This window comes from Mucilaginibacter sp. P25 (assembly GCF_050859465.1).
Taxonomy (GTDB): domain Bacteria; phylum Bacteroidota; class Bacteroidia; order Sphingobacteriales; family Sphingobacteriaceae; genus Mucilaginibacter; species Mucilaginibacter gossypii.
On sequence record NZ_CP193937.1, the window covers coordinates 5,414,135 to 5,434,013 of the forward strand.

General features: G+C 43.1%; 20 protein-coding genes, 1 tRNA gene and 3 pseudogenes. 7 read left to right on the forward strand and 17 right to left on the reverse strand.

The genetic code is table 11. The annotated features are described in order from the left end of the window. Nucleotide 1 precedes the first annotated feature (1 nt). Genes ACRQ5D_RS27285 through ACRQ5D_RS27300 form a run of 4 tightly spaced genes read left to right on the forward strand, consistent with a single transcriptional unit; the run spans nt 2 to nt 3,062 of the window. Entirely contained in the window at nt 2–481 is a 480-nt protein-coding gene (locus tag ACRQ5D_RS27285; protein WP_432327239.1) for an NAD(P)-binding protein, read from the forward strand. A gap of 20 nt (nt 482–501) precedes the next feature. Then, a complete protein-coding gene (locus ACRQ5D_RS27290; RefSeq protein WP_431198454.1) occupies nt 502–1,251 on the forward strand; it encodes an FAD-dependent oxidoreductase in 750 nt (249 codons plus the stop codon). Beyond that, complete coding sequence (locus tag ACRQ5D_RS27295) at nt 1,248–2,315, forward strand: oxygenase MpaB family protein (RefSeq protein WP_091162775.1); 1,068 nt, start codon at nt 1,248–1,250, stop codon at nt 2,313–2,315. Before ACRQ5D_RS27290 ends, ACRQ5D_RS27295 begins: the two co-directional genes overlap by 4 nt. A gap of 36 nt (nt 2,316–2,351) precedes the next feature. Further along, nucleotides 2,352–3,062 (forward strand): MarR family winged helix-turn-helix transcriptional regulator, encoded by a 711-nt coding sequence (locus ACRQ5D_RS27300; protein ID WP_091162774.1) that lies wholly within the window; start codon nt 2,352–2,354, stop codon nt 3,060–3,062. A gap of 416 nt (nt 3,063–3,478) precedes the next feature. Here the strand turns inward: ACRQ5D_RS27300 and ACRQ5D_RS27305 are convergent, their stop codons facing one another. From ACRQ5D_RS27305 to ACRQ5D_RS27335, 7 genes are all read right to left on the reverse strand, one after another. Next, a complete protein-coding gene (locus tag ACRQ5D_RS27305; protein ID WP_256337325.1) occupies nt 3,479–3,703 on the reverse strand; it encodes a hypothetical protein in 225 nt (74 codons plus the stop codon). A 29-nt stretch (nt 3,704–3,732) separates the two neighbouring features. Further along, complete coding sequence (locus ACRQ5D_RS27310) at nt 3,733–5,136, reverse strand: hypothetical protein (protein WP_432327242.1); 1,404 nt, start codon at nt 5,134–5,136, stop codon at nt 3,733–3,735. Next, on the reverse strand, nt 5,057–5,956 hold the full coding sequence (locus ACRQ5D_RS27315; RefSeq protein ID WP_432327244.1) for a hypothetical protein: 900 nt from the start codon (nt 5,954–5,956) through the stop codon (nt 5,057–5,059). Before ACRQ5D_RS27315 ends, ACRQ5D_RS27310 begins: the two co-directional genes overlap by 80 nt. A gap of 16 nt (nt 5,957–5,972) precedes the next feature. Then, a complete protein-coding gene (locus ACRQ5D_RS27320; RefSeq protein ID WP_091162772.1) occupies nt 5,973–7,571 on the reverse strand; it encodes a RagB/SusD family nutrient uptake outer membrane protein in 1,599 nt (532 codons plus the stop codon). A gap of 19 nt (nt 7,572–7,590) precedes the next feature. Then, nucleotides 7,591–7,860 (reverse strand): hypothetical protein, encoded by a 270-nt coding sequence (locus ACRQ5D_RS27325; protein ID WP_431198456.1) that lies wholly within the window; start codon nt 7,858–7,860, stop codon nt 7,591–7,593. A 38-nt stretch (nt 7,861–7,898) separates the two neighbouring features. Next, complete coding sequence (locus ACRQ5D_RS27330) at nt 7,899–9,407, reverse strand: hypothetical protein (protein WP_432327246.1); 1,509 nt, start codon at nt 9,405–9,407, stop codon at nt 7,899–7,901. Between the two features lie 115 nt (nt 9,408–9,522). Then, a complete protein-coding gene (locus ACRQ5D_RS27335; protein ID WP_431198459.1) occupies nt 9,523–10,644 on the reverse strand; it encodes a TonB-dependent receptor plug domain-containing protein in 1,122 nt (373 codons plus the stop codon). 287 nt (nt 10,645–10,931) lie between these two features. Here ACRQ5D_RS27335 and ACRQ5D_RS27340 point away from each other — a divergent pair, with 287 nt between their 5' ends. The 3 genes from ACRQ5D_RS27340 (at nt 10,932) to ACRQ5D_RS27350 (ending at nt 12,778) form a co-directional block, all read left to right on the forward strand. Further along, nucleotides 10,932–11,312 (forward strand): AraC family ligand binding domain-containing protein, encoded by a 381-nt coding sequence (locus ACRQ5D_RS27340; RefSeq protein WP_432327248.1) that lies wholly within the window; start codon nt 10,932–10,934, stop codon nt 11,310–11,312. 125 nt (nt 11,313–11,437) lie between these two features. Then, complete coding sequence (locus ACRQ5D_RS27345) at nt 11,438–11,947, forward strand: helix-turn-helix domain-containing protein (RefSeq protein WP_432327250.1); 510 nt, start codon at nt 11,438–11,440, stop codon at nt 11,945–11,947. Between the two features lie 483 nt (nt 11,948–12,430). Continuing rightward, nucleotides 12,431–12,778: a hypothetical protein gene (locus ACRQ5D_RS27350; RefSeq protein ID WP_091162769.1), complete on the forward strand. Its 348-nt coding sequence runs from the start codon at nt 12,431–12,433 to the stop codon at nt 12,776–12,778. A gap of 185 nt (nt 12,779–12,963) precedes the next feature. On the opposite strand, the gene ACRQ5D_RS27355 is transcribed toward ACRQ5D_RS27350, so the two are convergent. The 10 genes and pseudogenes from ACRQ5D_RS27355 to ACRQ5D_RS27400 form a co-directional block, all read right to left on the reverse strand. After that, entirely contained in the window at nt 12,964–13,305 is a 342-nt protein-coding gene (locus tag ACRQ5D_RS27355) for a helix-turn-helix domain-containing protein (RefSeq protein ID WP_431198461.1), read from the reverse strand. A 30-nt stretch (nt 13,306–13,335) separates the two neighbouring features. Continuing rightward, nucleotides 13,336–13,452, reverse strand: a pseudogene (locus ACRQ5D_RS27360) (hypothetical protein); the annotation flags it as partial. 378 nt (nt 13,453–13,830) lie between these two features. After that, nucleotides 13,831–14,199: a hypothetical protein gene (locus ACRQ5D_RS27365; RefSeq protein WP_432327252.1), complete on the reverse strand. Its 369-nt coding sequence runs from the start codon at nt 14,197–14,199 to the stop codon at nt 13,831–13,833. Then, entirely contained in the window at nt 14,199–14,870 is a 672-nt protein-coding gene (locus ACRQ5D_RS27370; RefSeq protein WP_432327254.1) for an SDR family NAD(P)-dependent oxidoreductase, read from the reverse strand. The genes ACRQ5D_RS27365 and ACRQ5D_RS27370 overlap by 1 nt, the downstream gene beginning before the upstream one ends. A gap of 298 nt (nt 14,871–15,168) precedes the next feature. Further along, a tRNA-Leu gene (locus ACRQ5D_RS27375) sits at nt 15,169–15,250 on the reverse strand. 93 nt (nt 15,251–15,343) lie between these two features. Next, a pseudogene (locus ACRQ5D_RS27380) lies at nt 15,344–15,912 on the reverse strand (ABC transporter substrate-binding protein). Further along, on the reverse strand, nt 15,906–16,130 hold the full coding sequence (locus ACRQ5D_RS27385) for a hypothetical protein (protein ID WP_431198463.1): 225 nt from the start codon (nt 16,128–16,130) through the stop codon (nt 15,906–15,908). Before ACRQ5D_RS27385 ends, ACRQ5D_RS27380 begins: the two are co-directional and overlap by 7 nt. Nucleotide 16,131: 1 nt before the next feature. Next, the gene (locus ACRQ5D_RS27390) at nt 16,132–17,391 is read right to left on the reverse strand and encodes an undecaprenyl-phosphate glucose phosphotransferase (protein WP_431198464.1); all 1,260 of its coding nucleotides are present in this window, start codon (nt 17,389–17,391) and stop codon (nt 16,132–16,134) included. Between the two features lie 353 nt (nt 17,392–17,744). Next, a pseudogene (locus tag ACRQ5D_RS27395) lies at nt 17,745–19,075 on the reverse strand (nucleotide sugar dehydrogenase). A gap of 140 nt (nt 19,076–19,215) precedes the next feature. Beyond that, nucleotides 19,216–19,878, reverse strand: a complete 663-nt coding sequence (locus tag ACRQ5D_RS27400; RefSeq protein ID WP_431198465.1) for a KpsF/GutQ family sugar-phosphate isomerase — start codon at nt 19,876–19,878, stop codon at nt 19,216–19,218. Nucleotide 19,879 lies beyond the last annotated feature (1 nt).

The following is a 19,879-nucleotide window of genomic DNA, read 5'->3' on the forward strand; positions in this document are numbered from 1 at the left end:
CATGAAAAAAGACGCGGAAGTGATTGTTGTAGGTGCAGGCATAGCCGGTTTAACAGCAGCCAAAATATTAAAGGCTGCTCAAAAATCGGTCTTGGTTTTGGAGCACTCCGATGGAGTAGGTGGTAGAGTGCGAACCGATGAGGTGGATGGCTACCTGCTCGACCGGGGTTTCCAGGTTTTTTTAACAGCTTATCCGGAGGCCAGAAACCTATTGGATTATAAGGCGCTGGACCTTTGTAAATTCGATCCCGGCGCAATTATTTTGAACAAAAAAGGCGCTAATATTTTAGGCGATCCGATCAGGCAGCCAGGTTCAACAATGAGCACTTTGCTGTCTTCAGCTGCTACATTTACTGATAAATTACGCATGCTCCGATTAAAGCTAAAATTGGCCGGTAAGAGTATCGACAAGATTTTTTCAGAACCAGAGATCACCACCACAGAATACCTAAAAAAGAAGGTTTCAGCGGAACCATCGTAAACCAGTTCTTCATGCCCTTTATGACCGGGATATTTCTCGAAGACCGCTTAAGTACCTCCAGCAGAATGTTTGAGTTTGTTTTTAAAATGTTCAGCGAGGGTGATGCCGCTATCCCAGCCAAAGGAATGGGCATGATACCTAAACAACTGGCCGAATGCCTTGCTCCGCAGGAACTCTTATTCCATCAAAATGTATCCGTAGTTAATGGAGGCTCGGTAACAACAACAGATGGGCTTAGCTATCACGCTAACTTTGTTTTGATAGCTACCGATCCTTTGCGTTCTCCCATAAGCAACAGAAATTCGAACATTGAGCATCATTCTGTAAGCAATATGTATTTCACCGCCAGGAAACGACCGTTTGAAAAGCCCCTGATAGCTTTAAATACGTTACCTGGAAAAATTGTAAATAACATTGCCGTATTGGATCGTATTTCTAACAGGTATTCTGAAAGCGGTGATACTTTAATTTCATTATCGTTAATAGGCGACCATTCAAATGCGAACCAAAATGAACTACAGGAAAATGTGGTTAGCGAATTGAAATTCTGGTATCCCGAAGCCGTTAGCTGGAAACACTTAAAAACCTACCATATTGATTATGCGCTGCCGAATGACGACCACGTGACTAATGAACCTGGTTATACAACCATACGGGTAAATGACCAATGCTTCATTTGCGGGGATTATTTGATGAATGGCTCAATTAATGCAGCGATGAAAAGCGGCAGGCTGGCTGCAGAGGGCATTATAAATACCATGCGCTTATGATCAACCATAATTTATATAGCAATGAACTTTTAAACCGCAAGCGGCTGTTGGGTGATAAACGGGCGGACGAGTTTATACATTATGTTTTTAGCGATCCGGTAAAGAAGAAGCAATTACAGGACTGGATGGGTGGCCAATCAGGTGCCGACCATTTGAAATTATTACAGCATTTATTCCCAAAAATTGACTTTATTGATAAAGCTACGGAACTGCCAATATGGGCGCAACCACTACTGATGAGAAACGGCGCTATTTTCTATGCCCGGCATTCGGAGATAATTATGAGTTTACTCGGGCTGTTATCATTACCCTATTGTTATAATGCAGCCAATGGCGCGATGGTGCTGTACTTGTCCGAACTGATCCGTAAACAAACTACCAAAAGGCTTTATGATACCGCTGTGTTTGTTTGGGAGGTTATGGGGCCGGATGCTTTCGGTAAAAACGGAAACGCTTATGAAGAAATTTTAAAAGTGCGGATCATGCACGCTGCCGTTCGTTACTACACACTGCAAAGCGGTAAATGGGATGATAGCTGGGGATTACCGATCAACCAGGAAGACATGGCCGGAACAAACCTGTCATTTTCACTGATCGTTATTCGCGGGTTACGAATGCTCGGTTACAGCGTAAGCCAGGATGATCAGGCGGCGTTTATGCACATATGGGGAGTAGTAGGTTATCTGTCGGGATTAGATGAAGATCTGATCCCTGAAAACTCTAAAATGGCGCAGCAACTTGATAACATTATTAAACGAAGGCAGTTCGCTGTTTCTGCACATGGACAGGAATTAACCAGATCGCTGACCGCTCATATCCTTTCCGTTAATAAAAGTAAGGCCACGGCCAACGATATACTGGGCTTGATGCGTTACCTGCTTGGAAAAGAAATGGCCGATATGCTGGCGATCGACGCCCCCGAACTGCCTGCTTATAAACTAACCCTGATCAAAACGTTGAACCTGTTTAAAAGCATTAAGCCGCAGGGAGATGCCAAGAAAAATTACCAGATTGCCTATGCTACCTTCAAGACGCAAAACCCAGCACTCGTTAAAAGAAACTAATTTTGAAAATTGCCGGCATGCTTAATTTATAAAAACATGAAATCATACCAACTCATTCATCAACTGATCGATCTTGTAGATGAACTGGAAAAAGAAAACCAGGGACGGGAAGTGTCTTTGCAGGATTTTACAGGTTTTCTTTTGAATAAGGTTGGCGATCCCGCCGTTAATAATCATAGCAGTGAAGTTAGGTTCGGTGATAATGACAGCGCCGCTTTGGATATTGCTTATCAGTTGGATAATAACATCGGGCGCCTGTTTGTTTTCATGAGTCGTTACGCCAAATCATATATTAAAAAAGCACTGGAGGGTACGCCCTTGCAAACCGCCGAGGATTTTACGGCACTGGCTATTTTATTAACGCACCCGCACTTATCAAAAAGTGAACTTATCAGCCATAATCTACAGGAAAAAACTTCTGGTACGGAAGTGATCAGGCGTTTGGTTGTGTCAGGGTTGGTTAGGCAGTGGGACGATGAAAAGGATAAAAGAAGTAAGCATATTGCCATTACTGACGAAGGCAAGAAATTATTGTTCCAGGTATTTGAACATACCAACTATGTGGGACAGATCATCACCGGCAGGTTGACCTTTGCCGAAAAATTCACGCTGCAATATCTTTTACAAAAATTGGAAAACTTTCATTTGGAACACTACGAAAAGAAAACCATCCTCAGCAAGGAAGATCTTAAAAAAGTAGCGACCGGAATCACACCGCATAATGGGCGTACCTCTGATCCAGAGTAACATCGATACTGAAGTCATTATTGAAATGCCGTACAAAGCCAGGGCCTCTTCGTTGCGATCAGGCTGTAATTAGATGACATTGACCATCAAGATCGAACTCATGAGCAGAATGAATTATGCATTTTTAAATTTTGCCGTCAACTTGTAAAGGGAGGTCGAACGAAACACACTGCGCCCGGTAAAAGAAGTTATCCAGTTTAAATGAAATACTCAAAAAACTAAAAATCAGCAACACGATTTGTGAAAAGAAAATGATTAAACAGGCTTTATATAAATCAAGTTTTGAATCAGGTAATTGGTAGAACGTTATCGCTTGCTGAACCAATACAAAAATTCATCCTAACACGATAACAATAAGAGGTAAGTTTACGGCTTTAAGAAAACACAAAGCGTACTCTTGTAAAATAAAATCATGGCTACGGTGAAAAAACCATGATCTTCAGGTAATCGTTTTTCAGAAACACTGCCGTGTATTCCTTATCCGTTTTTTCATCAGATATTTTTTCGACAACCGGGTGGGGATAAACAACACCGCTACTGCCCTGGTAAACCCCTTTCTCCAGAAACATTGGATTTTTTTCCGGTTGTCCGATCCCATAGGTCGGGATGGTCACTTGTTCCGCCCAAGCTTTTACTTCCATATCGGGTATATTATAATTGTAGTTTTAAATTAATTAGATGGTACCAGTTTAAGCATTCTCGCATCTGCTGCAGGTACGCTGGTAGAAAAAGTTTCTTGTCCGCTTTCGATCTTGCCTACTGTATGATCCGTCAGAAAATCTTTTATAAGGTAACCGGTGTTCGTAAGACCCAGCTCCTTCTTTTTCCAAATTTGGTCATAGCCGGCGGAATTACTGAAGTTGAACTGTGAGATCAAGACTTCTTTACCCGGCAGAAAAAATGCCATCTGCTGGTCGAGTGACTCACCGTCAGCTACCTTTACTGGTGTAAAAGCCTTTGGTGCACTAAAGAAAGCGCACAGGTATTTGTTGTTCAGGTAAACTGCTGCGCGATCAGCCGCGAGTTTATTCCGGTAATCCGAGCCGTCCCCAAGTATACTGCCCATGCTCATCATAGCATACAGACGTACCTGGATATCTTTTTCAGTCAGATCAGGATTTTTCTGGAAATTCTTCATGATGGCCACATCCAGGTTGGTATACGGCCAAAGTGTTCCCTGTACCCACCAGAGATGAGACCCGCTGGCAAGGGATGCCTCTGTACTACCATAATGCGGGAAACCCGGCTGATCGTCCCTAAAATGGGAGTAGACATCCGTAGAAACAAAACGGCCATGGGCATACTGGCTGGGGAACATGGGAGAAATTGCCTCAGTTATAAAAACGTCTTTGCCCAGAATGGAATCCGCCAGTGATTTCAACATGTTCATACCGTAATTGTAAGCCTGAAGACCGGAACGAACGGACGAGTTGTACCGACGGGTAGATTCAAGTGCGCCGGCAGTTAAGAAATCGATCTTCAAAAATTTTGCGCCGATCTCTTTAGCTTTTTTGAGCTGGTAGATCACGTACTGCCGAACGGCAGGGTGTGTAGGATCCATCGCCAGGCACCCCCAGTCGCCTTCCTTATACCAGATCGGGTTGCCGTGATCGTCTGAGAGCAGCGCGTCTGAAAGGTTATAATCTGATCCCTGAATTTTAGTATTTGCAGTATTGTTCCGCCAGGTCCACATGGCGAAGGGTATAAAGTAGAAGCCAAGATCCTGTTTTTTCTTGTCAATGTATTTACCGAACGATGCCAGCAAACTCGTGGTATATTTACCCTGATCATAAGAATCGATACTCATAACCGGTCTTGAATATTTATTGAACTGATCAAGCGTTGCAATAAAATCTGAAATCTTGGGAATATCACGCGGCATCATTTTCCCCTCATAACCCAGCACGCCTTCCACACCAAAACTATTCCAATAAAAAGGTGCTGCGCCTTTCCAGTCCAGCCGGCCGTTTAGTAAAGCGTTGGCATTGCCGTAGTCAATAAAAATTTTGCGGACATCTCCCGCAGCAAGGAAAATCACGGACGAGATGAACTGACGGCCCCTTAGCGGTACCATGCACTGCATGATCGTGGGTTCCGTCGTTGCCCCCATACTCTGGTCTTAATGCAGAATTATCGGGGGTTGCTACGCCGTCGGTAACAGATAGTGAATCGACCTGACCCGTAGTCTTACCTGAATGATATGCAATACCGGTTTTCCAGAAGTCGTGGCTCAGACTGCCAAAGACGATACCTGAAAAACTATTGTTGTCGTAAACTGAAGAAAACTCGTAGGTTATGCCGTTGAATGCAGGTTTCCCGGGTTCCCAGCGTCGTTCCAGAATATGCGTCCAGTTATCGTTGTCAAACGGAACGTCGAGCAAACGCGGCTCGGCGCCCGGCTGCACAAGCAGGGCCTTTTCTTTTGGTAAAACAGCCAACGCGCAGATCTCACGGGTTTCCATTTCTTCATCCGTACCGTCTCCTTTAATGGCAGTAAGATTAGCAAAAATGTAGGGGTGATCGGTATAGATCAGCAACTGCTGCAACAAGGTAATTCGGGCCGCATTTCCGGAGTGTCGTATCGTCAGCCGTATACCTTTGCCGGCGGCATTGCTGAACGTATCAGTGCTTACCTGGTGCAACTGGCAGTCAGTCGTCGCCAAATATCCGGAAGATAATTCCCTTACATAGGCAATGGCGTTATCAATCGTAACGCCATTGCCAAATTTAAAATCCAAACGCCCTGTTTTTTGGTTGATAGTGACGGCGGACCCTTCGCTTCTAACCATTAGCGCGTCACCCGACCGATCTACTTGCTGTGCGAGCGATGCGAATGGGAAGCAGTAAAGAACTGAAGCCAGGGTAAACAGCCACAGATATTTGAATTTGCTCATATATAAATCAATTTAATTAGTAACCAGGATTTTGTGCTTTTAATCCCAGTGCAGCATTATTTTGCAATTCGCTCAGAGGAATAGGATACAACAAATTTTTGGAAGAAATCTCCTGCGTTGGATGCGGATCGGTAGACGAGTTATTTTTCTTCATAAAGTCACGTTTTGGATCGTCGTAACGTTTCACCCGCGAGATCAATGTGCCCGTACGCTTCAGGTCGAACCAGCGCCAGCCTTCAGCGCCCAATTCCCGGGCACGCTCATCCAGTATGATCTCTCGCATCGAGACCTGATCGGTCAAAGCGTAATTTACCGAACTATTTCCAAAAGCGCGTTCACGTATTTTATTGAGCGGTACCAGTGCTGCCTGAGTTTGACCCAATTCGTTCAAAGTTTCCGCATACATCAGGAATACGTCTGCTGCGCGCAGATAATATAAGTTTTTGCCAGAGTGATAAACATCAATGTCGCTGGAAGAGATATCATACTTTTTCACGGTTGGTAACCCCGGGTCTGCCCACCAGCTCATGGTGTTACCGTTACTGTCATAACGATCGTGACTGATAGAAGCTTTGTAACGTGCGTCATACTGATATGCCCATGAGTAAGGTTTCGCAAAAACGGTATCAGCGTAAAACGCTGTGGAAGTTATCACCGTACCGCCATAGCCTGGAGTATGCTGATTGAATTGTTGAAAAGGCACCGGAGGACCAGCGTAGGAACCGTAAAGATTCTGCAATCCCTGAGTGTTATTGTTGTTATCTGTAGAATACTGGATCTCAAAAAGTGATTCTGTATTATTTTCATGCTGACCATCAAAGAGATCAGCATAATTTGCCAGCAAAGTCAGTTTATTACCATTAATCAGTTCCTCAAACGTTGTTTTAGCATTCTGGTAGTCATGCAAGGTCAGGTACACTTTTCCTAACAAGGCTTTTGCCGCTTCCATATTGGCCCGGCCGGCGGCACTTGCTCCAAGTTGACTTTTAGCCCAGCAATTGGTCGAAGCAAACTTAAGATCGGAAATGATCTGGTTATAAACTGTAGCCTGCGGCGTACGCGGTACGCCGTTGTCGAAAGCCGTGTTTTCAAGCGGCATAGGCACATCGCCGAATAATTGAACCAGGTAGAAGTAATAAACCGCGCGCAGGAATCGGGCTTCGCCAACCAAACGGTTTTGCAACGAAGCGTCTCCGAAATTCTTGATCTGCGGAATATTAAGAACTGCTGCATTTGCATTGGCAATCCCTTTATAACAAACGCTCCAAAAGCCGCTGATGTCAGCGTTCTGACTGTTGAAGGTAAGGTCATAAACGTCAATACCCACTACTCCAGCCCAATAAGAACCATAACCCTGCGCCTGGTAAGCGCAGCGCGCCTCATCGGTGCCAATTACGCCAATAAGCTGATAGTCAGATTTTTTAAGCGTCTGCAATTGCTGATAGATACCGGTTACACCTGCTATAGCCCCGGCCTGGTCCTTATAGAGGCTTTGGGCCGAAACAAATACTTCCGGAGTATAGTCAAGTTCCTTACGGCAACCGGCGATGACAAACAACAGCATGATGGCTGTGATACCGATTGCTTTGAATTTTATACGTTGAAAAGTTTTCATGTCTAATTTGGTCTTAATGTTACAGGGAAAGTCTTGCGCCTAAAATGAAAGTACGGTAACGAGGATAAATTTCGTTAGATGCATAATTACCGGCGATATCCGGGTCAATTCCTTTGTAACTGGTGAAGACAAATGGATTCAGCGCCTGCGCATAGATATTCAAAGTGTTGACTTTTATCTTTTTCAGTAGCGAAGAAGGTAGATCATAACCTAACGTAATATGCTGGATTCTCAGGTAGCTGGCATTCTGGATGGAATAGCTTGATCCCTGAGAGATACCACCAGGCAATGTTTTAAGCGAAGTACCGAAAGAGTTTGGTCTTGGAATTACTGTATTTGTATTCGTTGGGGTCCAGTAGTCACCCCCTGAACGGTGACGTTGCCCTGGCTACCAAATGCCGAATTGTAATAAGTCAGGTTGGTAAAAGTCAGGTTGTTCAACTTCTGACCATACGCAAACGTACTGTTCACAGTCAGTGAGATCGCCTTGTAACGGAAGTAATTCCAGAAATTGCCCGAACCTTTTGGAATGCTTGAACCTACCACCACCTGATCCAGCGGTGTAATCTTTCCGTCACCATTAACGTCGCGTATTTTGATGTCGCCAGGTTTGCCATTTGGATTTAACTTGAAGTTATCTCCCTGCTGGTACAGGCCGTCGAAAATGTAGTTTACGAAAGTGCCCGCTGGCGGCAAGCCAACGCGAAGGTACAGGTTAACGGAATCCCTGCCCGGGAATAGCTTGGTTACCTTGCTGTCATACTTCGACCAGTTGATCTGCGCCTGCCAGGTAAAGCTGGCCGTCTTCACCGGAGTTGTTTTCAGTGCCACGTCAATGCCGCGCGTTCTCATGGCCGCAACGTTCACGTATTCTGTTTGAAAACCAGATGATGGCGCCAAAGGAAGTGGCATCAGCAGGCTGCTGATATTTTTATTATATACGTCAAGTGATAATTGAATGCGGTTATCGAACATGGCAATGTCGGTACCTGCATTGAACTGGTGCTGCACTTCCCATTGCAGAGAGTTGTTTCCGAATACGCCGTTCGTGCCCCCCGCCAGGTAGCCACTGGTTACACTCGTCCCGTTAAACGGATAAGTGGTTGGGTCATACCGGGTATAAATTGCGTCATAAGGCAAGTTCTGATTACCTACCAAGCCGTAGCTGGCGCGGAGTTTAAAGTCGCTCAGCCAAGTTTTCAGCTTGAAGCCGATCCATGGCTCATCGATCACCCGCCAGGCGCCGCTGACTGTGGGGAATACACCGAATTTATTGTTACCCCCAAAGCGGCTGGATCCGTCCTGACGGATCGTGCCGTTCAAGATGTAACGTCCTTTAAATTTATAGACAGCCCTGCCGAAGAATGAGCGTACTGCCCAACCATCATAATTGCTATTGTCCTGCAATTTCTGACCGGCACTGCCGATGGCTTTATAACTCAGCAAGTCCGTTGGAAACTGGCTTCCCTGCATATCAGTCGCCGTATTTTCGTGACGTTCAAAAGTGAAACCGCCCAGTAAACTCAGGTCGTGGTTGCCTTTCGTCAGGTTATAGGTTGCAGTATTTTCCCATAGTACGTCCGTAGCACGGGTATTATAAATCTCACCTAAGCCATTTGTCGGTGCATAACCCGGTCCTGTCGTTCTTGGCCAATACTTATCTTCTTCGGCTTGATAGATATCAGCGCCGATACTGGAACGGAACATCAGGTTTTTTACCGGTGTAAACTCGACGAATAGGTTTGCATTGGTCCGGTTGGTGGTGTATAAGTCGATGGCGTTTAAGGCCAGTGTTACAGGATTGAAAATAGTCGGTACCCCCGTGGAGTTGTCCACAGTGATCAACGGCTGACCGCTGCTGTCATAGATCGGCTGCAACGGGCTTTGTGTCAGCGATTGCTGATACTCGTTCGGCATCGCATTGTGGGTAATGTCATGAGTAAAATTCATGCTACCGCCCAATTTCAAAAATGATCTGATCGCTGTTTCTGTCGCTCAGGTAGCCGGAATATTTTTTATAGCCGGTGTTAATAAGTATGCCGTCCTGGTTCTGGTATTGCCCACTGAAATATACCTTGTTAGAGCCGGTTCCATTAGCCACAGAAAGTGTATAGTTCTGAGTGAGTGCATTATTATGCAGGATTGCTTTTTGCCAGTCATAACCGGTATAGCCATCAACTATGCTCTGTAATTCGTTAGCATTAAATATCTTGGCGTCAGCGGTCGTCGTACCCGGCTGACCGAAGGTCCCCGGATCCGCATCCTGATAAGCCAATCGTTTAAGTGTAGCATAATCATGCGCCCCGAGCATCTGGTAAGCCGGATTATTATGCTGGATGCCCGCATACATATCAAAATTCACATTAGTCGCCCCTGCTTTTGGCTTTTTTGTCGTGATCAGAATCACACCTTCTGCCGCACGGGAGCCATAGATACCGGCCGCGGCGGCATCTTTCAGAATTTCAACAGACTCGATATCATTGGGATTAATGTTGCGGATATCACCGACTAAGGCGACACCGTCAACAATATAAAGCGGGCCTTGTAGCTGGGAAATCGAGTTGAGACCCCGGACATTAACCGAAGCGCCTGAGCCAGGCTGTGTACTGGTTGCGTGCACTTCCAGTCCCGGAACGCGCGAGCCGAGTGCCGTTGCAAGGTTGGTGGACGGAGCTTCACTGAGTTGCTGCGCCGTAACGGTAGTTACCGCACTGGTCAGATCTTTACGCTTTTCACGACCATAAGCGATCACAACAACCTCAGAAAGATTGGTATTGCTTTTAAGTGGAACGGTAAGATCAGAACTTGCCGCTAGCGTAATCCGGGCCGGTTCGTAACCAGCGAAAGATACCTGGATGATCATACCCGTTTCTGCGTCAACCGAGAACTTACCGGCCCGATCGGCCGCAGATTTGCTAATAGTCTTTCCGTTAGAGATGATGGAAATGGTGGCGAAAGGCAGGGTTTGCCCGGATTGTGAATCCTTAACCGTGCCGGTGATCTTCCGCTGCTGAGCGTAAGCGCTGATCAGACCGGCCGAAAACAGCACAACGAATAGTAGTAGTTTTCTCATTGAATTGGGTTTAAAAAAATTAGTTCTGCGCCAGAGAGATGGACAATAGAAATCAGGGCCAGGCTTTTACCTGGCATCAATAAAAAAACGAATAATCAAGATTTTTCGAAATTTAGTTTCCTACTGAAAACCGTTCAGGCGAATAATATATTTACATATTGGTTTTATACATCAAACTTACAACCTTTCGACCATGCTAAAAATGACATATTTTGTGATTGTGATGGATTTTTACAAACAATGAAATATTTTTATACACTTTTGCCGATATCTTTATTCAGCATTAAATGTCCAAAGACAAATCATTACGCAAGAGAGATGGGTTTGACGGTCAAAGACTGATTGTGATCCCCAAAAAAATTGTTTCGGATTTTTTGATCGATGACCCGATCACCAGGCAGGTTTACATCACTGATATCGGCTATTATCCCAGGGCACTATTCCACTACGCGCAGCGGTCGCAAGGCATCAATCAGCATATAATAATCTATTGCACAGATGGTTATGGATGGATTGATATTAACAAAAAACGAATTCAAATAGCTCCTTCACAATTTATCGCAATACCAGCAAATACGCCGCACGCTTACGGCGCTGACGAAAAAATCCATGGTCGATCTATTGGGCACATTTCAAGGGAGAAAATGCGCGATTCATCACTGACCTGATCGTAGAAAAGCAAGAATCTTTTAAACCGCAGTTAACCTACAGCGCTGAACGTATTAAGATCTTTGACGATATTTACTACAACCTTGAAAAAGGTTACGGAGAAGATACGCTGCGTTATGCGAACATGAGTTTTTATCATTTTTTGTCCTCCATGATCTACACGGAACAATTTAACTGGGAGAAGAAAGAGCCGAGTACGGATACCGTAGAATCTGTCATCAATTTCATGCAAGACAACATTGAAAAGATTGTCACCTTGAAAGAAATGGCTGATCATTCCCAAATGTCAGTCACCTATTTTTGTAAAATATTCAAGAAAAAAACAGGACATACGCCTATGGAATATTTTAATTACCTGAAGATACAAAAAGCCTGTCAGTACCTTTCATTCACGGCCATGTCTGTCAAAGAACTTGCTTTTCGCATCGGCATCCATGACCAATACTATTTTTCCCGGATGTTCAGCCGGTTAATGGGCACATCCCCGTCTGATTACCGAAAAAGGCTTTCGGAAAGTAACAACTTGGTAAATTCCCCAATAGCTGCCAATATGGAAGATCCATCGGATAGCCATCAAAAAAACAGTGCTTATCAACCCATGATTGCTAAGCTTAAACGGTCTCCACAGTCCTGATGTGCAAGCCAACCGTTAAATACTATACATGAGTCTGGCGTATCAGGCTGTTAGTGATTATCAATAAAGATGACAACTTCACCTCATCCTTCACACAATAAAAATCGCCTGGCTGCCAATCCTGAATCTGTGGAAATATATTGTTTTTTGACAGTTCTTCAGCAACAGCAGATACTAAAAGCCCGATTCACCAGCAATTCCAACGCAAAATCTAATTGCATTAAACATGTCCACGGCTCATCATCATAATCGACCCTATTTCACAGCGAAAATTTCTAAGTTCAACAAGCTTTCCGTATTGCCGTATAAGTTGTTTACTCCATGAACAACCTGACATATTTCTCAAAAAGGATTTCTTTGGATCCTACTGTTCAAATATTTTCAATGTTTTTGGAACTGTACTTCACGAAAAACTGGAACAGGTCCTGGATTATTTAAGTCTTTCTAAGCCTTGTATCGCCTGCAACCGCCAGCTTCAAAGACATGGTAAAGGTTAAAACACAGGAAGTTGTGGTGAAGAAAAGCCAGTTGAAGGAACTGATCAACGAGGAAATTGAAGTAGAAACCTACCTGAAATATTATGAAAAGTTTCAGGCTGAAAAGACACGGCTGAGTGAGGAAATTAGTTATAATCAAAAGCTGGGGGACGACAGCCTGCATCAACAAACGATCTTATTAACTTCGCTGACCTCAATACCGGGCGTTTATAAAAAAGCGAACCTCAATCAAAAACATCCTTTATTAAAGGGGCGTTCGAACATAGTCTCATGTTTAGAGAGGGGGCATATCGCACACCCTACATCAATCCGGCGTTCGAGGATAACTTACTAAAAATCAATAAAAAAGGGCTGCTCTTTTTGGAGCAACCCTCTCGAAATTTCGACAGAATCCCATGTGGTGCACCTAACGGTACGGAATTCGAACCATTTTTTAAAGGATTTAGCTATCCTATGCGGGTTATCTGCCATTTAAGAACTTTTAACAACACAAAGTATCCTAAGAACAGTTGTTTCAATTTATTTAGCTTTTGACAATTCACTTGGCGTAAAACCAAATTGTTTTTTAAAGGCATATGAAAAGTGCGAGAGGTTTTCAAAGCCCGTTTCCAAATAAATTTCAGAAGGTTTGCGATTCTTTTCAGCCAATTGGTATCGGGCGAGTTCAAGCCTTTTTTGCATGAGCCATTTCTGAGGCGTTGTACCATACACTTTCTTAAAATCACGCTTAAAGGTTGTTAAACTTCGGCCTGTCAGATAACCGAATTTTTCTATGGGCATGTTAAACATATAGTTACGTTCCATAAACTCGACAAGGTTAATTTTATGCGGCTCTGAAAAATCGGATAAAATATGGTCCATACTGTCATTTATAGATCGCAATATGGCTATCGCTTCCTGTATTTTCAACTCCGAAAGTTCGCGCGGTAATTTGTATTCCAGATCAAAATAAGGAAGCATTGAAGCAAAAAAACTGTCCAGTAACGGCCCTTTAGATAAAGGAATTATGGCATCAGTTTTAAATACCGTAAAGACTTCATTTTTTTATGCTCGTAAAATGCTTTCAGCACATCTTGGGTTAGCTTTACAATAATCGCTCTGTAGGGCAAATCGTCTTTTCCCGTTTTTATGAGCCGGGCTAACCGGTTCTTAGGAAATAAAAAAGTTTCCCCAGTTTCAAAAAAGTAAGTTTTATTAGATTCTATTACTTTCAATTGGCCTGATAATACCCGGACAATAGAATGTTCCTCCGCAACCAGTTCACTATTTTGGTGTACCGCTTCGCTACAGGTAAATACAATCTCCGCGTAATTATTTATTTGCCGTACCGCCATAATACAAAAATAAGCAAATAAAGCCCAACAGCTTGGGCCCTATTTGTCTTGTTTATTGAACATCAAATTTTGTATCAGTAAGTTCCTCGCTCAAAACCCAAAGCCTTTGTGCCGCATTCGGCTCCAGGGCAAATGGGGCCACACCGAATGTCCCGCCAGGGTTGCGCTTCCCTGCGTTACTATCGTATGCATCGGGATTGTAACTGGCAACTTCGACATCTTGCAGATAAACACCGCCTATATTTTGCAATTGCGGACTTGTTGCGGCCCATACGGTTGTGGCTGCGCCCTGCTCTTTAGTCTTAGACATTTTCTGCATCGCTGCCTGGGCTTCTTCATTGGGTGTGCCGTCAGCATTTACAGCACCCAAAGTAACAAAATCTTCAAAGGTCAGGTGCCTGCTCAAATTGGTATCCAACATTAGACCGGGATGCAGTGTATAAGCACGGACACCGAACGGACGGGCTTTTTTATCAAGTTCAACAGTAAATAGCACGTTAGCTGTTTTAGATTGGCCGTACGCCTCAAATTTGTTGTATTCTCTCGTATGATAATTAACATCATCAAATAGTACAGGAGAATAATGGTGTGCCGAGAAGAGGAAACCGTCACCACCCTTGCTCCTTCTGCCTTCTTAAGGGCTTCCCAAAGTTTTGCTGTAAGTTGAAAATGTCCTAAGTGGTTGGTAGAAAACTGTGCCTCATAACCTCGGCTGTCACGTTGTAAAGGTGTCCACATGATGCCCGCATTATTTATTAACATATGCAATTGCCTATCTGATGCCAGGAATTTTTCAGCAAACGAAGTAATAGAGACAGGTTCCGTTAGGTTCATCGGCTCCACTTCTACATTGGCAATTCCTTGAAGATTTAATTTTGCTTTTTCAATATCCCTGGCAGGTACAATTACTGCCGCACCTGCCTTAGACAACGTTTTGGTGATTTCCAGGCCAAGACCTCCGTCGCCGCCTGTGACAATAGCAATTTTTCCATTAAGATCCACTTCCTTTATAACATCAGATGTTGTGGATACTGCGTTGAAGCCTGAACCTACCGGTTTTTGCAAAGTCCCATTATAATTATTTTGTTCCATAATAATTGAATTTTATGAAAGCAAAATTAGAAGGTAGCCTATTCAGACGTTTTGTTTTAAAGGCCGAAAAACTTTGTTTATAAGACCATAGAATTTAATGCAATTTAAGTCAGCCTGGCAATGAATTAGCATGTATAACAAAGATTTTTTGAACTTTGAGTAGTTGGGTTGATGCCTGGACTGGAACCAGTAAATCACTAAAATACAAATACTTAAAACGGATGACATTTTAAATAACCTATCTATCGAACCAAAAAAGCCTCCAAAATCAATGACTTTGAAGGCTTTTACTTTTAAGTGCGGAAGAAGGGACTCGAACCCCCACGCCGTGAAGCGCCAGATCCTAAGTCTGGTGCGGCTACCAATTACGCCACTTCCGCGTTTCTGATTTAACAGGCTGCAAAGATAGCGTTTAAAATTATACTTAAAAACATAATTTTCATTTTTTTGCTATCATGCTCATTTAGTAGGAATTAATTTTTCACAAGCCCATTTATCAGTTGTTTGAAGTATACGGGTGCGTATAAAAGCCTGCTGCCATACCATGAAAACATTTCACCATCTACCAAAACTATCTTTGCATTTGGTAAAAGCGCCCTAAACTCCTCTATATGTTTTTGAGCGAATGGATATGGCTCTGATGATAGAAAAAGAAGATCCGGATTAGCCGCGACTAAAGCATTTGCATCAATCTCCGGGTAACGCTCCCCTCTGTTACATTGTTTAGTCCACATGTTTGCAGCATACTATCAATGAAAGTTCCCCTGCCGGCAAGCATATAGGGTTTACGCCAGATGAGATAGGCAACTCCCAGCCTCGTTACAGAAAACTTTATACCCTTAAAACCACCATTAATTTCCGTGCAAAGCACGTTTGCCTGCCCGGGCTTACCTATCATATCACCAATGCAAACAATCATTTGCAAAGCCGATTCCAGATCAAAAATATCACTGATCCAAACCGGGCATATATTCATTAACTCTTCTACCTGAAGACGGTCGTTCTCCTCTTTATTGGCGATAATTAAATCCGGGGTCAGCAATCGGATTTTTTCGACATCAAGCTGTTTAGTCCCCCTACTTTCGTTGTTGAATTAAACCTATCTGCCGGATGGATACAAAATTTAGTAATGCCTATCACCTCAACGTTTAAGCCAAGGTAAAAAAGCAATTCTGTTTGTGAAGGGACAATGGATATGATCCGCTTAGGGATTCCGGAAAGTTCAACCTTTCGGCTTAGCTGATCCCGGAATATCGGCATATTAAAACGCGTTCTTTTCGCCTCTAAACACGTTCCATACCGTTAGGAAGATAATCTTCATATCCAGCAGGAACGACCAGTTTTCAAGATACCAAACGTCGGCCTCCACACGCTCAAGCATAGCCTGTGTGGTTTGAGTTTCGCCCCTCAGGCCTGACACCTGGGCCCAACCCGTAATACCAGGTTTAAGAAAATGCCTTACCATGAAAGTATCAATAAGCTGCGAATATTGTTGAGTGTGGCTTATCATGTGCGGCCTCGGGCCTACTACAGACATATTGCCTAATATTACGTTAAAGAACTGTGGCAATTCGTCGATACTTGTTTTACGGATAAATGCCCCGGATTTGGTTATACGTGAATCGCCGCGTGTAGCTTGTTTTTTATCTGAATCGTGATTTACCCGCATGCTACGGAATTTATAGCATTTAAACGGCTTATTGTCCCTGCCTGAGCGCTCCTGCACAAAGAATATCGGCCCTTTTGACTCAAGCTTTATAATGATGGCCAAAATGGGGAATAACCAGCTAAAAATAAACAGGATCACAAATATAGAAAAACAGATATCAAACAAGCGTTTGATGGAGCGGTTCAGCATGTTCTCCAAAGGTTCTGGCCTTACGGATATAACCGGGATATGGCCGAAGCTTTGTATAAAAGTTGGCTTTTTAGCGTAGTCGTAATATTCTGGCACAAATTTAAACCTAATCAGATTTTTATCTGCATCAAGCATCAACTGCTCTATTTTCTCGGCTTCAGAGTTTGGTAGGGTACAAAATATTTCATCAACTTTATTGTTGAGCACATAGCTTATACAATCATTAGTACCGCCTAAATAAAGGCTTTGATCAAGTACGCTGTCTGATGCATCATCAAAAAAGCCAACAAGCTTATACCCACGTTCGGGGTTTTGTTTAAAAAAGCTATGCAGGTCTGACCCGATGCGGCCCCCACCTATAATGATAACAGTACGTATATCGATAAGCGTTGCGCGGTCGCTTTTACGGATGCTCAGGAATATTAACTTCCATAAACCAAGCAGGAAACCGAATAACGCCAGTGAATAAAAAAGATACTCGCGTGTTATAAAATACGCTTTGGTGCCTATCAATATAATGATAGTGAAGCAAATAAAGCTTACAAACAGCAGATAAGTTTTAATTACACCGCGATAGGTTTTAATTGAATCTTTATTCAGAACATGTTCATAAAGCCCGGTAATATTAGCTGACAGCAGCCAAATTAGATTAAAAACTAACACAATAGGCAGGTACTGCCTGTTGTTAATCCAAAAATATATGACCGGTCTTCAATGAAGTAAGAAATTACCATGCTCATATTAAGTATAATATAATCAATGGTAAGGTTCACTGCTTTAATAAAAGTAGCGTATCTGTGAATCATGTATATGTGCTTATGTAGTATGCAACCCTGCTAAAATTACTATAATTATTTACTAATAACAATGTCATAATTAAATGAAGACACGGTTACGAATGTATTATTTTCACAGCCACAAAATTAGAAATTAAGAAATTTATTCAAAATGAATTCTCTGTTAACAGTGACAAAAAAATGATTTTCTATGCGAAAAAATAACTGTAAAAAAAACATTTACAGCCGTCCGCTTACAACATCCTTGTTTAAAATACCTTTTATATCATAAATTACCGATGATGGTTTATGTTTTAAGCTTGCATAGTCTAAATCATAAAACTCGCGATGTGCCACAGCCATAACAATAGCATCGTAAGCGCCGCTTAGTTGCCCGTAATTTTTTAATGTAGAGATACCATATTCTCTTTTTACTTCATCCGGGTCAGCCCATGGATCATATATTTCACAGGTTGCGTCAAAACCATCAAATCCCTTAATAATATCAATTACCCTGGTGTTACGAACATCCGGGCAATTTTCTTTGAAAGTAAAACCGAGCACCAGGATCTTTGAGTTTTTTACCGAAATATCATTCTTCACCATCAGTTTAATGACTTCAAGGGCAACGTACGTACCCATACCATCATTAAGCCTTCGTCCGGCCAGGATAATTTCGGGATGATAACCCATTTGCTGGGCTTTTGCTGCAAGGTAATACGGATCAACTCCTGTGCAGTGGCCGCCTACAAGACCTGGTTTAAAATTCAGGAAATTCCACTTGGTACCTGCCGCTGCCAAAACCGCATGGGTATCAATATCCATGATGTTGAATATTTTGGCAAGTTCGTTTACAAAAGCGATATTGATATCCCGCTGTGAATTTTCGATCACCTTACAGGCTTCCGCAACTTTAATGGCGGGGGCTTTATGCGTTCCTGCTTTTACTATTGACCGGTATAAGTTGTCAATAAAATCAGCAGCCTCGGGCGTTGAGCCCGATGTTACTTTTAAAATATTGGTCAGCGTATGGACTTTATCCCCCGGATTTATACGCTCGGGCGAGTATCCTGCAAAAAAATCCCTGTTATACTGCAAACCTGATTCTTTTTGTAAAACAGGCACACAAACATCCTCAGTTACGCCGGGATAAACTGTTGATTCATAAATAACAACATCCCCCTCTTCAATACTCCTGCTATTGATTTACTTGCCCGAATAAGCAGGCTCAGATCGGGCCGGTTGTGCTGATCGGTAGGTGTTGGTACCGAAACAATATAAACGTTACAGGAAGCAATGTCTGTTATCTGCGATGTGAAAGTAAGGCCCTTGCTTTCATCCTTTAAATTTAAAACTACCGATAGTTCGTCGCTACTGGTTTCAAGGGTACGGTCAAACGCGTTATTCAGCTCATCTACCCGGCTTTGTTTAATATCGAAACCTTTTACAGGATATTTTTTGGCAAATTCAACAGCAAGGGGCAATCCCACATAGCCAAGACCTATTATTGCAATATGAATATTTGCAGGAGCCTGAAATTTATTAGTGATCGAATTTGATTGATCAGACATTTAATTTAACACGGTAGAATATGATAGATACCGGTAAAGATAATCAAATATTACCAAAATCAGCTGCCTCCCGATCCAAAGAATGCGCGGCTTAGGCTAATCAAAAGTGTTTCAGGCCGTATATATCTGGTAAACACCTGTTATTGACCGGTTTTGTGCAGAACCCACCAGTAAGGTAGTGATCTTTTTTCAAGCATTAACTGCTCGGCATAGCCTACAAATTCATGCTCATCAATAATAACCGGGTTAACGGTCATGATTTCGGCGATGGTTAAGGTTGAGGTATCCGGGTGTTTTAGCAAGGCCCGGCGAAGGTCGCCATCTGTAACCACCCCCTTAATCCGGGACGCGTCGCCCACTATAACCATACCCAACCTGCCTTCGGACATGCGCAGTAACAAATCCATAAATGAAGCTTCCTCATTAATAAAAGGAAGCTTATCGGTACGCATGAGGTCTTTAACTTTTACCAGCAGTTTGCGCCCAAGGCTACCGCCCGGATGAAAACGTGCAAAATCATGCTGCTGAAAGTTTCGCGACTCCATTAAAGCTATAGCAAGGGCATCGCCCATAACCAGCGCCGCGGTAGTTGATGAGGTTGGCGCCAGTTCAAGCGGACAAGCCTCCCTTTCAACTTTTATATTAAGGTGATAACTGCAGTTTTTGGCAACGGTTGATATAGGATTACCTGTTATGCCGATCATCACATTCTTGTTCCATTTTAAATAAGGAATAAGTTTCAGCACCTCGTCGGTTTCGCCCGAATAGGATATCAATAAAACAATATCATTGGGGCTTACCATC